This is a genomic window from Hominimerdicola alba, from assembly GCF_900109655.1.
Lineage (GTDB): Bacteria > Bacillota > Clostridia > Oscillospirales > Ruminococcaceae > Hominimerdicola > Hominimerdicola alba_B.
In genome coordinates this window covers 57,940-73,707 of sequence record NZ_FOAT01000013.1, presented here as the reverse complement: position 1 = coordinate 73,707, position 15,768 = coordinate 57,940, and the positions used below count along the sequence as shown (strand labels likewise).

Annotated in this window: 12 protein-coding genes; 11 read left to right on the top strand and 1 reads right to left on the bottom strand. The window is 46.6% G+C overall.

Translation table 11 applies throughout. The annotated features are described in order from the left end of the window. The first annotated feature begins 78 nt into the window (after positions 1-78). Complete coding sequence (locus BMY75_RS13340) at positions 79-1,002, top strand: hypothetical protein (RefSeq protein WP_074834614.1); 924 nt, start codon at positions 79-81, stop codon at positions 1,000-1,002. A gap of 195 nt (positions 1,003-1,197) precedes the next feature. Here BMY75_RS13340 and BMY75_RS13335 read toward each other — a convergent pair whose 3' ends face one another. Further along, positions 1,198-2,163 (bottom strand): aldo/keto reductase, encoded by a 966-nt coding sequence (locus BMY75_RS13335; protein WP_074834611.1) that lies wholly within the window; start codon positions 2,161-2,163, stop codon positions 1,198-1,200. 229 nt (positions 2,164-2,392) lie between these two features. Between BMY75_RS13335 and BMY75_RS13330 the strand changes: the two genes are divergently transcribed. The 10 genes from BMY75_RS13330 (at position 2,393) to BMY75_RS13285 (ending at position 15,767) form a co-directional block, all read left to right on the top strand. After that, positions 2,393-2,794 carry a putative DNA-binding protein gene (locus BMY75_RS13330; RefSeq protein WP_081350555.1) on the top strand — a complete coding sequence of 134 codons (402 nt, stop codon included), beginning with the start codon at positions 2,393-2,395 and terminating at the stop codon, positions 2,792-2,794. Between the two features lie 45 nt (positions 2,795-2,839). After that, the gene (gene ffh / locus BMY75_RS13325; protein WP_074834607.1) at positions 2,840-4,222 is read left to right on the top strand and encodes a signal recognition particle protein; all 1,383 of its coding nucleotides are present in this window, start codon (positions 2,840-2,842) and stop codon (positions 4,220-4,222) included. A gap of 15 nt (positions 4,223-4,237) precedes the next feature. Further along, positions 4,238-4,447, top strand: a complete 210-nt coding sequence (locus BMY75_RS13320; protein ID WP_074834605.1) for an immunity 17 family protein — start codon at positions 4,238-4,240, stop codon at positions 4,445-4,447. 61 nt (positions 4,448-4,508) lie between these two features. Next, positions 4,509-4,751, top strand: a complete 243-nt coding sequence (gene rpsP, locus BMY75_RS13315; RefSeq protein ID WP_013497166.1) for a 30S ribosomal protein S16 — start codon at positions 4,509-4,511, stop codon at positions 4,749-4,751. A 100-nt stretch (positions 4,752-4,851) separates the two neighbouring features. Continuing rightward, complete coding sequence (locus tag BMY75_RS13310) at positions 4,852-5,085, top strand: KH domain-containing protein (RefSeq protein WP_024857800.1); 234 nt, start codon at positions 4,852-4,854, stop codon at positions 5,083-5,085. A 273-nt stretch (positions 5,086-5,358) separates the two neighbouring features. Beyond that, positions 5,359-6,732, top strand: a complete 1,374-nt coding sequence (locus BMY75_RS13305; protein ID WP_074834603.1) for a helix-turn-helix domain-containing protein — start codon at positions 5,359-5,361, stop codon at positions 6,730-6,732. A gap of 386 nt (positions 6,733-7,118) precedes the next feature. Then, entirely contained in the window at positions 7,119-8,267 is a 1,149-nt protein-coding gene (fliB, locus tag BMY75_RS13300; protein ID WP_074834600.1) for a flagellin lysine-N-methylase, read from the top strand. Further along, complete coding sequence (locus BMY75_RS13295) at positions 8,264-8,503, top strand: hypothetical protein (RefSeq protein ID WP_074834597.1); 240 nt, start codon at positions 8,264-8,266, stop codon at positions 8,501-8,503. Before fliB ends, BMY75_RS13295 begins: the two co-directional genes overlap by 4 nt. 126 nt (positions 8,504-8,629) lie before the next feature. Then, entirely contained in the window at positions 8,630-9,730 is a 1,101-nt protein-coding gene (locus BMY75_RS13290; RefSeq protein ID WP_074834594.1) for a lipid II:glycine glycyltransferase FemX, read from the top strand. 493 nt (positions 9,731-10,223) lie between these two features. Continuing rightward, on the top strand, positions 10,224-15,767 hold the full coding sequence (locus BMY75_RS13285; protein WP_074834591.1) for a glycine rich domain-containing protein: 5,544 nt from the start codon (positions 10,224-10,226) through the stop codon (positions 15,765-15,767). Position 15,768 lies beyond the last annotated feature (1 nt).

Below are 15,768 nucleotides of genomic sequence, written 5' to 3'. Positions count from 1 at the left end.
TACGTTAGAAAATAAGGCGGTGATACCGCCGACAGGTACAGGGTATATCCCTGAATTCAGAAAGGTTGGGTATTAACTATGAAAAAGATCCTTGCATTGACACTTGCGCTGACTATGTCTGCGCTGATGTTCGCGTCATGCGGCGATACCAAGGACGAAAGCAGCAAGGCTGCTGATTCCAAGGCTGCCGAGTCGGAGGCTCCTGCTGAGACAGAAGCTCCCGCTGAAACGGAAGCTCCCGCAGAGACCGAAGCTCCTGCAGAGAGCACTGCCGAGGGTGACGACAGTGCCGCTGAGGGCGAAGGTGAAGTTGCCGAGTTCGACAGAACTAAGGTAGAGGGCTATGACGAGAACGCTGCCGAGACTGTTATCGAACTGACAGATCAGGTATCCGACGCATGGGCAAACGGTCTGGGCTCCTATTCTTTCGATGGCGGCAGCGGCGATAACTACATCGACGGCAGATGCTTCGACAGAGATAAGGACGTTCACATGGTAGTTGAATTCGAGTACACCGAGAAGTTCAACCAGATGATCGACGATGGCGTTACCGATCAGCACAAGCAGCAGATCGTTATAGGACCTGCACATGCTAACGGCTGGAACAAGTTCGGCGAGACCTTTGAGGGCCTTGTTACCGATTATCCCGCAGTAAACGATCCCGCTCTCACCGAGTACGTTGTTGCCAACGGCGAAGACCTGGCTACCCCCGATACCAAGGACGCTGAGTCCAAGTCAGATCAGGTATGGCCCGATGTATTCGTTAAGGCAGACGGCTTCATCAAGGTAACTAACCACGATGTAAAGAGCATCGAGTTCACTATCCCCGCAGCCGAGATAAACGCACTCATCGACAGCTCAACTGCTGATCCCGAAAATCCTGACAATTGGGGCGACGGCATACTGTTCCAGCTGGGCGGAAATATGTATATCACCAAGATCACTATCGATCAGGGCAACGTATTCCTGAAATCCCAGATCGCTGCCAGCGGAATGGCTTGATAATTCATAATGCATAATTCATAATTATTGACATGGGCGGATAGCGTGTTTTGCTATCCGCTTTTTGTTATGGCGGACATTGACTGCATCGAATGTTGCCCGATTTAAAATAAATCACATCTTGCAAAGCTTGCCAGAAAAATCTCGCCCCCGACAAACAAAAAAACCGTCAGGGAAACCCGACGGTCTGAAAAGTTATATGCGGTTATCAAGGAATGCCAGGGTCTTTTCGTCATAGACCAGATCCTGCGCTTCCATATTTTCTTCCATCTGCCAGAGCTTTGTTACGGCAAATACCGATGATACAAAGAAAGGCTGGCTGTTCAGGTAGCCCAGAGGTACTACTGCGGGGGGAGTGCCTGTCTTATCGCAGAGTTGTTTTACTCTCGCAAGACGTGCAAGGTTCGCGGTGGACGCAAACTGGCTCTCGGGGAGATTTGTTGCTGCATCACCTCTTGCAAGCTTCGCAAAGAATCCCTTTGCCTGAGGCGAGAACGCCATAACAGGGAAATGATTTCGCCTGTACCAGCCGAACTCCTGTGTGTCCATGCACACAAGGGTATCGTCACCCAGTATATCGGTGCTGGCGTGGGCAAGGGAATAGTTTATCTGGCTGATGCGGATAGGCTCCATGCCGTGCTTGCGTGCAAATTTGTTAGCTTCCTGTATACGAGCGGTAGTCCAGTTGGATACACCGATGAAGTGTATCTTTCCCGACTGATACATATCGTTCAGTATGGGCATTATCTCCTCAACGGGGATATGGGGGTCATCACGGTGGAGAAAATATATATCTACATAGTCTGTTTTCAGGCATTCAAGACTTCTTGCAAGGTCAGCTTCAAGACTTGCTCTGTCAAGGCGGGATTCTCTTGTCTCAAGGTCGTAATGACCACCCTTGGTGGAGATGATCACCTTTTCACGGCACTTTCTGGCTTCAAGCCATCTGCCTATGACAGATTCGCTGACATCAGCGCCGTCCTCGACCCAGTCGCAGTAAACGCGGGCTGTATCTATGCACCAGCCGCCGAGTTCGATGTATTTATCCAGATAGGAGAAATAGGTCTCGTCGCTGTCCTTTCTCTCAAAATTCGCTGTACCGTAGGTAAGGCTGGGGATCTTTATCTCGTATTTGTCGTTTTTAAGTGTACAGGTTATCAATTTTAAAGCCCTCCTCTTGTTCAATATTTTAATCATCATATTATTAGTATCCTAAAATTATAACATATAAAAAGCTGTATTTATATAACAAATTGTAAAATTTTATGTTTTTGTCTCAACCCTCTTGACAAAAGGGGAAAAGTGTTATATAATAAGTAACATTGTAAAGCTGTGATGCTTTACAGGTATCCGAAAAAGTTCGCAGTAAGTCTGAAAGGGGCGGATAATCTTGGCAAAAAGCTTTGAAATGTATATCCTGCTCGATCTGTATGGCAGGCTGCTGACTGAAAAGCAGTTCAACATCATGGATCTTTATTATAATGATGACCTCAGTCTTGGTGAGATAGCGGCTGAATGCGGCATATCAAGACAGGGCGTTCATGATGCGGTAAAGCACTGCGAAAAGGCACTGGCGGATTATGAGGAAAAGCTCGGTCTGCTGAAAGCGCAGAGAGCGTATGTTGAGGAGCTCAGAGAGCTGAAAGAACAGGCGCTCGATATATTCAACGAATGCAAGCGCATAAGTATGTCAAGGCCGATAGCCGAAAAGACTGTCGTACTGCTTGAAAATCTTGACAGCAAGCTTGCCGAATACGAAGCAGAAGAGATCAGCGAAGAAGCTGCTGAATAACGGCTTCATATCTACTATAAATTCCACGGACAGGGAGGCATACTTATGGCATTTGAAGGATTGAGCGAAAAGCTTGGCGGCGTTTTCAAAAAGCTGAAAGGCAGAGGAAAACTGACTGAAGCCGACGTTAAGGAGGCTATGAAAGAAGTCAAGATGGCGCTGCTGGAGGCAGATGTAAGCTATAAGGTAGTCAAGGATTTCGTGGCTAACGTTACCGAGAGAAGTGTAGGCGAGGACGTTCTGAAGAGCCTTACTCCCGCACAGCAGGTGATAAAGATAGTTAACGAGGAGCTTGTCAAGCTGATGGGCGAGGCAAACTCAAAGATAAATTTCCCAAGCAAACCGCCTTGTGTTATCATGATGTGCGGCTTGCAGGGTTCTGGTAAGACCACCCATGCGGCAAAGCTGGCTAAGATGTTCAAGCGTCAGGGCAGCAGACCTTTGCTGATAGCGGCGGACGTTTACAGACCTGCGGCTATCGATCAGTTGAAGATCGTTGCTGAAAAGGCGGAAGTACCCGTATTCGAGATGGGTCAGATAGACCCCCGCAAGATAGTCAAGGAAGGTCTTAAACAGGCTAAGGACTACGGCAATGATCTTGTTATCATAGATACTGCGGGTCGTCTGCACATCGATGAAGAGCTGATGGACGAGCTGAAGGACATCAAGAAGATCGCAGAACCCAACGAGATAATGCTGGTTGTCGATGCGATGATCGGTCAGGATGCTGTCAAGGTAGCTTCAAGCTTTGATGAAGCACTGGGCATAGATTCAGTTATACTGACCAAGCTCGATTCCGATACAAGAGGCGGTGCGGCGCTGTCCGTACTTGCTGTTACAGGTAAGCCTATCAAGTTCGTGGGTATGGGCGAAAAGCTTGACGAGTTCGAGCCTTTCCACCCCGAGAGAATGGCTTCGAGAATACTGGGCATGGGCGATATGCTCACCCTTATCGAAAAGGCGAGCCAGACGGTTGACGAAGAGGAAGCCGAGAAGCTTGCAAAGAAGATGCAGGAGGAAGGCTTTGACCTTGATGACCTGCTGGAGCAGATGAAGCAGATCCACAAGATGGGCAGTATAAAGAACATCATCTCGATGCTGCCGGGTGCTAGTAAAGTATCCGATGAGGATCTGGAAATGGGCGAGGCTGCGCTGAAAAAGACTGAGGCTATCATACATTCTATGACCAAGGCAGAGCGCAAGAAGCCCGCAATAATCGACCCCAAGCGCAAAAGACGTATCGCTGCGGGCAGCGGCACACAGGTGTCCGATGTAAATCAGCTGCTGAAACAGTACGATGATATGAAGAAGATGATGAAGCAGTTCGGTATCGGCGGCGGTATGCTGCACGGCAAGAGCGCAAGACGCAAGAGAGCTGCACTGCTGAAAGGCCTGGGCGCAGGAAAGAACAATACACCGAGGACATAAACGCGAGGTTAGGATATGAGTGATCCTTTGATAGCTTTGCTGATCATATTGGCAGGCGGTTTCTCAATATTCTGTGCTTACAAGGACTATGACTGGTACATGGACAGCCGCAAGGCGCGGTTCTGGGTAAGGATACTCGGACGTGACGACGCAAGAAAGTTCTATATCGGAATCGGCGTGTTCCTCGTATTGATAGGTGTTGTAACATTGTTTGTTTCAATTTAAGTTTTCAATGCGGAGTTCCCCGCTTTGATATATTAAGGAAAGTTTATGGAGGTGAATACAAATGGCAGTTAAGATCAGACTGAGAAGAATGGGCGCTAAGAAGGCTCCTTTCTACAGACTTGTTGTTGCTGACTCCAGATATCCCAGAGATGGCAGATTTATCGAGGAGCTGGGCTACTATGATCCTACCAAGGAGCCTTCCCTGGTAAAGGTTGATGACGAGAAGGTAAAGAGCTGGATCGCTAAGGGCGCACAGCCTACCGATACAGTAAAGGCAATTCTGAAGAAGAACGGCACACTGTAATATACGAGCCGAAAGCTTTGTATAAAGATCCGATCGGTAAGGTAAACGTATCCCGCATCTGCCTTACCGATAACTTTTGCGGGAGGTAAGGAGCTTTACTATGGAAGAATTACTGAAAACTATCGTTAGCGATCTGGTGGAAGACAAGACCGCTGTTGAAGTATCTGCTGATGAGCCCAATGATGAGGGCGTTATCGTATACCATCTGCACGTTGCTGCTGATGATATGGGCAGAGTTATAGGCAAGCAGGGCAGGATCGCCAAGGCTATCCGCGTTGTTATGAGAGCGGCTGCTTCTCGTTCCGGTCAGAAGATCATGGTCGAGATAGACTGAATCGCGGGCGCGGTAATATATGTTTTTCAGCACTTTTGTCATTATATGGCAGAAGTGCATTTTATTTTTATCGTTCGGTATCTGCGCCCGCTCAATGAATAATGAATAGTAAATAATGTAAAATGAATAATAGATGGTATCGCCTTCGGCGATTGTTTTTTGGAGGATACGACCGCATACGGTGGTATGATTTGGTAAGCACTTGTAATCCTGCCTGAAATATGATATAATATCTGTATGTTTATGCAAGTCTACAAGAAAGGATCACGGCTGATGTTAAGTAAGAAAGTTGCTTTCCTGCTGAAAAAACTGGGCGTTGAAAACAGCGTGATCGCGGGATATGCGGGCTGCGGACCTGCGAATTTTTGCAGGCTCAGGAGCGGTTCCAGAAATTACACGGGCAAAAGCACCACCGTCAAAAAATTTGTCGAGGGTGTTTACTACTACTGCTGTGATAACAGCAGGCTGAGTGAGCTTTGCGGTATTATAAAATGCTCGGAAATGACTGAGGACAAGATCATTTCTGCCCTGACGGTGTGGCTTTTTGACGGCAAGGATACTCCGTATGATACCGATGAAAGCCCCGAGAGCAATATCTTCGGGAACAAGCTGTGCAGCCTTATGGATATCGCAGAGCTTTCCAACAAGGAACTCAGCGGCATGATCGGTGTTGACCCATCTTATATCAGCCGTATGAGAAACGGAGAGAGGGTGCCGCTCAGAAACTCGGGATTGCTGATGAAGCTGTGTTCTGCCATTGCTGAGAGCATCGACAGCGAGCAAAAGGTCATGCGGCTGAATGAGCTTATGGGTGCAAAGGACGATAAAGCCAAGACCGAGCGTTCCGAGCAGATATTTATGTGGCTGAGCAGCAGGGAGATGCCTGCGAATATGCAGTCCGTCAAGTGGCTCATCAAGATGCTGAACGATATCCCCGATGTGCCCGAAAAATACGATATGCCGGAAGTTCCGCCTTATGAGATAAAATCCGAGTACTTCGGCGCGAAAGGATTGCAGCAGTGCTGTACCCGATTTCTTGACAACATCATCAAAAACAACAGCCGTGAGATACTTCTGTATTCTGATATCAACATCGACTGGCTCACATGGGATTACGGCTCGCTGTGGATAAACCTAATGAAAGTGTGCTATAACTTAGGGACTCACATTAAGATAATCCACAGCATCGACCGCAGTGTACATGAGATGATAGAGGCTATCATCAGCTGGCTGCCTTTATATGTACTCGGGCAGATAGAGCCATATTATTCAACTGCCCCCGTCGGCGGAAGATTTGCCTGCTCCATCATCATCGACCCTAATAACGCCTGCATACAAAGTTACGGCGCAAGAGATTCGGCATCCGGATCGGAATACTCCTACATAACCAAGGAAAAAGGTATCGGGCGCAATATCCGCGTGTTTGACGCTCTGCTGAGCAAGTGCAGACCATTGCTGGAGATATCCGAACCCATAACTCCATCGGAAAATACCGAGGTTTTCATGTTCGGGAAAGTTCAGCTGTGCTTCGAGGACGACCGCGTATACATCAACAAACTCTCCTCCCCTGCACGTTCTTTCACCTTTACCTACGAACCCATGAAACAAGCATTCCGCAGCTTCGCTAACTGCAAAAGCGAACTGTAAACAGCCCCGCTCCGTCCGTGTATCGCCGCTGATGGCGGTATATCTTACGGACTGCGGGTTCTGCTGGGGAAAACCTTTCTGAAGAAAGGTTATTCCCCAGACCTCTTTCCAAAGACTTCTCTCTTTTGGGCAGGGGGCAGATATCTTTATAAAGTTTACTTAGTACGGTCACTAACTGCACTTTATAGAAATAGCTGCCCCCTGCCAAAAAGAAATAAAAGTTTTCGGGGATGGAGTCAACATCAGCAAAGCTGATGTTTGAGGAGGACCCTTTTTCAAAAGGGTCTTCCTCAATAAAGCCCGCAGTTCGTAAGACACATCACTATCGGTGGCGATACACGGACGAGGCGGGGACTATTTATATTCAGCGTAGAGGACGTGATTATATGACAGTTTTACAGCCTGATTATTTTTCCGCTTTCAGGTGTACCTGTACGGATTGCAGGGACAACTGCTGCAAGATGGGCTGGGACATTGAGATAGATGAAGGTACGCTTTCGTACTACCGTGAGCATGGCGGTGAGCTTTGCGAGCGGCTTTGCGGGAACATATACGAAGAAGATGGTGCGCATTATATGTCGCAGGAGGGGGGATGTCCTTTCCTGACTGATGACGGGCTCTGCGGGGTACAGCAGGAGCTTGGTGCGGAGCATATCTCGGAGATATGCCGCGAGCATCCGAGGTTTTACGAATGGTTCGGGGACTACAAGGAAGCAGGGCTGGGGCTTTGCTGTGAGGAAGTCAGCAGGCTGGTGCTGACCCATGAGCGCCCTGTGCTTTTCAGTGAAAAGCAGACGGACGAAGCTCCCGATGACCTTGAATTCGACAGTGAGATATTCGCAGCGGTGAAGAGTATCCGCGAAAAGCTAATAGATATCGCACAGGACAGGGGATTCACCATGCTGCAAAGGCTGGCGGTGCTGTGCTACTGCGCCGAGGATATCAGCGAAGCTTTGCAGGATGAGGACTGCGAACAGCTGAAAAAGATATCGGGTATGCTGGCGATAGACGGCTTCCGCATGGAGATAGTCATTCAGGCGGAAAAGGATATACTTTCAGGGGATGTCAGGGCTCTTGGCAGACAGGGGCTGGACAGGCTGTTCTCGCTGTTTTCGGGAATGGAGTACATGGGTGATCTGGGCGAGAGATTCGCGCTGACGGAAGATATCCGCGACAAGATGCTTTCGGCAGAAAAGGCTTTCAGCAAGAGCTACGCGCCCTATCAGCATGAGCTTGAAAATATACTGGTATATTTTTTGTACAGATACTTCATCAAATGCACCAGGGACTATGCAGCTGAGGAAAGGCTGTTCTCAGCGGTGTACATGACCCTTGCGGCGAGAGGGCTGTTCCTACGGGAGTATGCGGAAAACGGCACTCTTCCCAACCTTGACAGGCGGATACTTCTGGTGAAGGAGCTTTCAAAGGAAGTCGAGTACGACAGTGACAACATGGATATCATCTATGACGAGATACAGCAGTGCGCCGACACCCGCGATATGCTGTGCGAGCTCTGCTTTCAGGGGGATATATGAGCATATTCAGGAAAAAGGTCACTAAAAAAATACCCGAGGGCTGTGAGGGTCTGGAGATAAAGGTGCAGACCTCAACCTGCACGGGCGAAAAGACCATAGGCTTTTTTGACAGAAAAAGCGGTGAACTGAAATACAAGGAGCTTGTTCGCGGCAAAGAGGATATCCATGCCTTTTATGAGAGCTACGGACTTGTACCGCCCGTGGATAAAAGCGGCGAAAATACCCATAATAGATAGTAATGATACTTTACCTGATGGGCGGTTTTGTCTATAAATACTATTGAATTTTGTGGCGCGGTATTGTATAATAGATAGGTTAGGATATGTCACAATATAGGATTTTTTGCTTTGGAGAGGTAAAAGATGGAAATTATAGATAAGAAAAACAAACAGCTTCTGAAAGAGTATGAAGACTTCGCGAAAAACAGCGAATACGGCAACTTCATGCAGTCGCTGAGATGGCCTAAGGTAAAGGATAACTGGGGCTGGGACGCAGTAATATCCCGCGGCAAGGACGGCAAGATAAGGGGTACTTGTCTTGTAATAATCAAGAATATACCCATATTCCCCACAACATTCCTGTATGCGCCCCACGGTCCTGTCTGCGACTGGAGCGATAAGGAAGTAATGGCTGACCTGTTTGAGGGCGTAAAGGCTCTGGCTAAGAAATACCGCGCATATCAGTTCATGTGGGATCCGCCCTTTGAGGAGAAGGAGAGGGATCGTTCAAAGCTGATAACCGATATGGGATTCTCGCATATCGATGACGCACCCGAGCTGACTACCATACAGGCGAGAAATAACTATATGCTCTGCGGAATAAAGGGCAAAACAGCCGATGAGATGATGCAGTCATTCAAGGCTGACTGGCGCAACCGTATACGTAAGGCTCCCAGAAAGGGCGTTTACTGCGAGATATGCGGCACTGAGGCGCTGGACGATTTCTATCCCATGATGGAAGCTACAGGTATCCGTGACGGTTTCTCTATAAGAGGCAAGGATTACTTTGTAAAGTTCATTGAGGGTCTGGGAAAAGAGCATTGTCATCTTTTCATGTGCTATGTTGATGAAGACGGCAAAAAGATACCCCTTTCGGGTGCGGTAACAACACAGTATGCGGGCAAGACCTGCTACGTTTACGGCGCATCTGCTAACCACCACAGAAATCTGTACCCCAACTATCTGATGCAGTGGACTATGATAAACTGGGCATTGGAGGGCAACTGCGATATCTACGACTTCATGGGCATACCTTTCTACAAGGACGAGACCAACCCCAACTACGGTGTTTACAAGTTCAAGAAGGGCTTTAACGGCGAAGTTATCACCTATGCGGGTGAGTACTTCTACACATTCAGACCCATAATGAAGAAGATAGTTGATTTTGCCGAGAAGGTATACATGGATATGCACGAGCGAAAGAGACAGAAGCTTCTGAAAAACAGAAATACCGATATGCAGTAATAACCGATAACATAAAGACAGTCATTCGTTTGAATGGCTGTCTTTTTTGTTAGCCCGAAGGACAGATGCAGTAAACCGCGCAGATACGAACTTATCGCTTTAATGTCAAAAAATGCATGAAATGTGAATAAAGCGAAGCAACTTTTTGTCGGCTGCCTGAACTTGGCCGCCGTGCTAAAATCCATTTATTTCCGATATTTTGCGAAAATTACCAATAGGAAATGAGTATATTAATGGTTGTAAATGATTTAATAAATTAATAGAGTGTGATTTATGTGTTAATTGTAAACAAATATCATCTCCAAATATGGTTATTCATACAAAAATTTATCGCGCAAGTTTGAAAAGCTATTAATTTTATTGACATAACATAATGACTGTGCTATACTTGTTTGTAAGTTAACAACAATATTTTTTGGTATTAACCGTTGGTAATTGTGTATTACTGACATATTTCTTTGTGCAAAATTTTGGCTGAAAGGAGTGGAGAACGTTGACGATCAAAAGGAACAGCAAACTGACTAAGAGAATATCTGCGTTTACTATGGCGGCACTGATAGTTATGGAACAGTTTGCCTATTTTCCGCAGATAGTTGTTTCGGCGGGAAGATCCGCTTCAGACAGCGGAGCTGTTGAATTTCCGGATATACATAATGTAGATGAAGTATCCGCTATACTTTCTCACAGCGATCAGCTGATCGACAACGGCGACGGTACATTTACCTTTACTACTGAGCTCAAGTCCTCTTACTCGTACTTCGATGAGAGCAGAAATTGGATGCAAAGCCAGGACGGAAGCTATACTCTTGATAAAGCAGGCACATACCTTATCGAACTCTGGGGCGGCGACGGCGGCGACGGCAGTTCCATGTTCCCTTTGAGTTTCAAAGCAGGTGCAGGCGGCAAGGGCGGCTTCGTATACGGACTCCTTGAAGTCAGCGAAGAACTGGCTGCTCAGAAGAAGAAACTCTACTACGAGATAGGCAGCCGCGGTCTCAGCGAGACAAGACGGTACGACAGCGGCGGTACTGGCGGTATCGGCGGCGGTGCGGGCGATATAGTTATATTCTCGGTAGGCGCAGGCGGAGGTTATTCCGCTGTGTACCTTATGGATGAAAATGAAGAATTAACTGATACTGTACGCAACGACCCGAGTAAGGTGCTTATGATAGCCGGCGGCGGCGGCGGCGGCGGTGCAGGTGCAGCGCTGCATACTCTCCCCGGATTATTCGGCGGCGATGGCAAAGCCAACGGCGGTGACGGCGGTACTTTCGACAGCGATATCAGTGAGATCCCGAATATCGGTAATTTCGAATCAGCGAATTCTAACGTAGGTCTTTACTACGCAGGCGAAAATGGTTCCACATCAGGTACCAAGGGCGCTTACGTGGGTAAGGGCGGAACCGATATCCCCGGTGAGATAGTGACCAGTTTTATAGGCTATCTGGCAGCTTCTTCCTATCCTAATGACTGGCAGAAGACCTATCACCCCGAACTTGACCGCGGTGTCGGCGGCGCAAGTAACTTCCGCGGCGGCGGCGGTGGTGCAGGATTTGCAGGCGGCAGCGGCGGTATGCAGAATGAGCCCGTTGACGCACGAAATGTCGGTGGCGGCGGCGGCGGTTCTTCCTATGTGGGTAAGTTCTCAAATTTCACACCCAGAGATAAGGGAGACACTAACTACTTCGTTAATAGAGACGGCAATACAAATTCCGATACAGGCGGTGCGGTAGTTATAAGACATCTGTCAAATAATGGCACAGATTACGATTACCTTAACAGCATAGATGTCAGCGGCGAGATATCGCAGTACTTTGATATAGTATCGAAGTCGGCGAACTGTACGGCAGAGGGAAACAGCTTTACAGCCAACGGCTCGGTAGCACCTGTAAGCTCAGGTCTTGCAAAGGGTCAGGAAAAAGACAAGCTGACAATATCCGTAACAATAAAGCCCAAGGCAGGATTCTTCGGCGGAAACAGAGTTCCGATATTCAAGGAGAACGACTCGACATTCACAGTAAAGGGCGGCGATAAAACTACCAAGTTCACAGTGGGTGACGATGTAAAGTATGTTAACGTGCCTTACAACATCAGTATAAAGACAAAGAACTCCACGGTACATCAAAATGATGTTATCACAAAGGCTGAACTTTATGCTGATGGTTACAGTGAGATAGCATACAACGCAAATGACCCCATGCAGGATTTCATATCGGGTATAAGCTATGAGATATCAGGGCTTGGCACAGATGGATATACTGCAAGCAGTAATTTAAGTTATACCATCACAGAAAATGACGTTAACAAAACACTGTCTTCCGATATCAAAGTAACACTTGAAGAACCCACAGGCATTACACCTGCAAAGGTTGGAAGCACAGGAACCAATGTCTTCTATAATAAAGCAGCTTTGAGATGTGTCATGTCTGCTCCGTACAGTGTTGACGGACTTGGATTGGATATTGATAAAAAGCTGGAATACAATAGTGATACTGAAACCTATGACCTTACAATAAACACAAAATTTGGTTTGGATGTATCAGCTAATAAGTCATTTTATGTATATGATCCTATCAAACGAAAAAACATTGATTACTCAACAGTTTTAAAAATTAGTCATCCTATAAAGATGTCTGCTGGATATTACGCTTTGGAAATCTATGGTGGAGATGGCGGTAAAAAGAAAAATAGTAGCTATTCTGGCGGAAAAGGCGGACATATAATAAGATACTTTTTTGTTCCCCAAGATGATACATATATTTACGTTTTTATAGGTGATGCAGGAACGGATGGCACAAACTACGGTGGTGGTGCTGACCCTACTATTATCTCACTCGGTTTTAACGAAATAACTTCAGAACGTCATGAGCCTGTTGACATTATAATGGTAGCAGGAGGCGGTGGCGGTTCGTCTTCAAGTAGTAACGGATATTCTGCTGGTTTCCCAAATGAAGACGGCGTAAGAACTGATGGTCAATACACCGGTCGAAGTGGAAATAACGGTGGTTATGGTGGGCAAAACTATGTAGATGAAAGTTACTTTATACCCGAAGATGAATTACCTGAGTTTGTTGATAGATCCAAAGATCTGATATCAAGAAATTTGCAGTCAAAACTTAAAGGATCTTTAAGATTAACAAAGCTTGGTATAAAGGGTGGCTATGTATTCGGTGATGAAACTGAAACAACTCTAAGTGCTGATGAAGTTGCATACTATGAAAACAGTTTAAAGACTAGTGCAAGAGATGCTTTGCAGACTAACGGCGGAGACTTTACACTCACCGAAAGTTATTCTGGATACTTCGATATATATGATGCCGGAACTGGTACTGTAGCATCTGACAATGTAGTAACTTTTAATGATGCAGGTACTGTAAGTTCTGGTGAGATCAATGAAGTTGTATCAGAAAACGTAAGTTTCACTCCGGAAAGTGTAAGCGACTTGACTTATGAGACAACAATGCGATCTTATACGTACTCTACGAGTATAAGTGAAAGCGGTTACACTGTCAAACTCAAACCCAAAGACGGTTTCTTAGGCGGTAACGATGTACCTCTGCTGACAAGTGCAACACTGGCACATCATGATAACACAGCTAGTGATAATGATGATGTCTTGGATATCCCCCCACTTGACTACACCGACTTTGCAAATGTAAAGCTGGCGGATGAAACTCTGGAGGATACCATAAGCTCCGACCCGATATTCGTGGACTACGGTTCTACGATAACAGCTGATGTTTTCAGCGGCAATGCGGCGGTTTATAACGCACTTGATCCCGAAGACTGGCAGAAAGATCATGCAGATTATGGAGTCCTTTCTTACGAACCCGAACTCGGGGACAAGATAAAAGCTGATACGGACTATATCCTGACAGCATCACTGAAAGCTGATTCTGCAGCAAGCAAGGCTACGGTCATCGATGAAGTGGACACTGCGGAAAGGAACTTCAAAGTACCTGTATATGTAAGCTATCCCATAGAAACCAAGCTTACGAACCTTACATCAAATGCGGCGGATAAGTTCCCCACGACAGTCGATGATACCGAACTGGTTTTCGATATCTACGCTGATGACGGCTATGATCTTCCCGCAGCAGAAGATGTTGCTATAACCAACACGGATATAACAGTACCCAATGCTTCACCCACTGTGATAGAAAATGCAGTGGTGGAGAAGATAGGCGATAAGATCACAGTCTATATCCCGAGGAAAAGCATAAACGGTAAAGTCACAGTAACAGCTTCGGGCGTTTACGCTAAACACAGCGTCAAGTACTACTATGAGATGTACGACCCAATCAGCAAGATGATAAGCCTTGAAGAAGCTGTTGACAGCAAGACATTCGCTAACGGCGACGTTATCAGCGGTATCACTTATCCCTCACGTCCCGATGAGTATCCAAACGGATACGACGGCTACTTCTGGGACTGGTCCATAGAAGCCGATAACAACGGCGATCATATCATGGGTCAGGAAGATGTGATAATAATTGGTACTTACAAGCCGATAACCTACGCTATAACAGTAAAATACTACACCAAGGAAAGTGCAGATACTCCAGATGCTGATGCTGTACTGCATCACACATATACCTCTCCTCTCGACAGGACGAAGTATGAAAACGATACTTACGATATCGCACTTACCAAGGGCGCTGAGTTCTACATAGCTTCGCCCGAGATCAAGGGATATGTAACGAATATGCCTTATGTATCAGGTAAAGTGGACGATGCGTTCATAGCCGGTCTTAACGAAACTGTTTATGATGTCAATAATTACGCGCATCCGTCGAAGACGGTCGATGTATACTACACCAAAGTTGACGAGGACACTGAGCTTATAGTGAACTTTGTTGAATGCGATGTAAGAGGAGCACCTCTGAACAAAGCTTCTTCAAAATCCGCGATAACACACGTTTCAGGCTATAACTACAGCCTGATCAGCGGTGAGATAGCAACTGCTATAAGCGGATATGATAAGGTAAAGATCACAAAGTTCGCAAGCGATGGAACTCAAACAGAAGTTGAAGAGATCACAGGCGCGGGAACATACAACGTATACTACCGTGAGATACCTCAGACTGTGACAATAAATCTGTACAAAAACATTGGAGATACTGATCCCATTGCAACAAGAACAGCTGTCATCGGCAGAGAGTACAGCTACGTTCCTGAAAAGGACGACTTCATACCTCTTCCCACAACTGTGGATCCCACACATGAATATCGTCATACAGGCTGGAAAACAGCTGCAGGCGATATCATCGAGGACGATACGATAGTTACCGGCAGCAAGGAAAAACCTATCGATCTCTATGCTGTATGGGAATCTTCAAAGATAACGATAACCGTAAAGTATCTGTATGCCTGGAACGTGATTGATACCACGATCCGCGGCACAGAAGCCCATGCTCAGTATGTCCATCAGACTGACTACGGCAAGAGCTATGAGATCATCTCACCCACTTTACAGAACTATACTGCTGAACCGCTGCGTGTAACAGGCGTTGCTCTGGCAGACAAGCCGGAAACGGTCTACTACACAGAGAATGCCGCGGATATTACCATAAAGGCAAATATCTACAGCTTATACTATAAGGACAGCGACAGCGGCAAAGCCATTGCAGGAGCACCTCTCCTCAAGGGCGGAACATTTGAGCTGTACGCTCAGGACGGAACACTGATCGGTACAAAGCAGAACACAAGCGGCGTTGTATCGTGGGATAATAAAGAATTCGATATCAGAAAGGGCATGACCTACACGATAAAGTGTACTGCACCGCCTGACGGATACGGAACAGGCGAAGCAACGGTCACAGTCGGGACTTCCGATGATGCCATAGTCATAGACGATATCGAGATATTCCTGGATGTTACACCGTTTGAGATGCCTTATGCCGGCAGTACACCGATGACAGGATACACTGTTTTCGGATTATCAACAATGGTACTTGCTGTTTTCCTGCTGTTCGTACATATGCGCAGTAAAACAGAAGAAGAAAAAATCAAAAAACTAAATAATAGGAGGGTCTAAC

Excerpts from the sequence above, each read along its gene's own strand:
- BMY75_RS13320 (WP_074834605.1), top strand. The coding sequence starts at position 4,238 with ATGAGTGATCCTTTGATAGCTTTGCTGATCATATTGGCAGGCGGTTTC.
- ffh (WP_074834607.1), top strand. The coding sequence starts at position 2,840 with ATGGCATTTGAAGGATTGAGCGAAAAGCTTGGCGGCGTTTTCAAAAAG.
- BMY75_RS13340 (WP_074834614.1), top strand. The coding sequence starts at position 79 with ATGAAAAAGATCCTTGCATTGACACTTGCGCTGACTATGTCTGCGCTG.
- BMY75_RS13305 (WP_074834603.1), top strand. The coding sequence starts at position 5,359 with ATGTTAAGTAAGAAAGTTGCTTTCCTGCTGAAAAAACTGGGCGTTGAA.
- BMY75_RS13295 (WP_074834597.1), top strand. The coding sequence starts at position 8,264 with ATGAGCATATTCAGGAAAAAGGTCACTAAAAAAATACCCGAGGGCTGT.
- rpsP (WP_013497166.1), top strand. The coding sequence starts at position 4,509 with ATGGCAGTTAAGATCAGACTGAGAAGAATGGGCGCTAAGAAGGCTCCT.
- BMY75_RS13310 (WP_024857800.1), top strand. The coding sequence starts at position 4,852 with ATGGAAGAATTACTGAAAACTATCGTTAGCGATCTGGTGGAAGACAAG.
- BMY75_RS13290 (WP_074834594.1), top strand. The coding sequence starts at position 8,630 with ATGGAAATTATAGATAAGAAAAACAAACAGCTTCTGAAAGAGTATGAA.
- fliB (WP_074834600.1), top strand. The coding sequence starts at position 7,119 with ATGACAGTTTTACAGCCTGATTATTTTTCCGCTTTCAGGTGTACCTGT.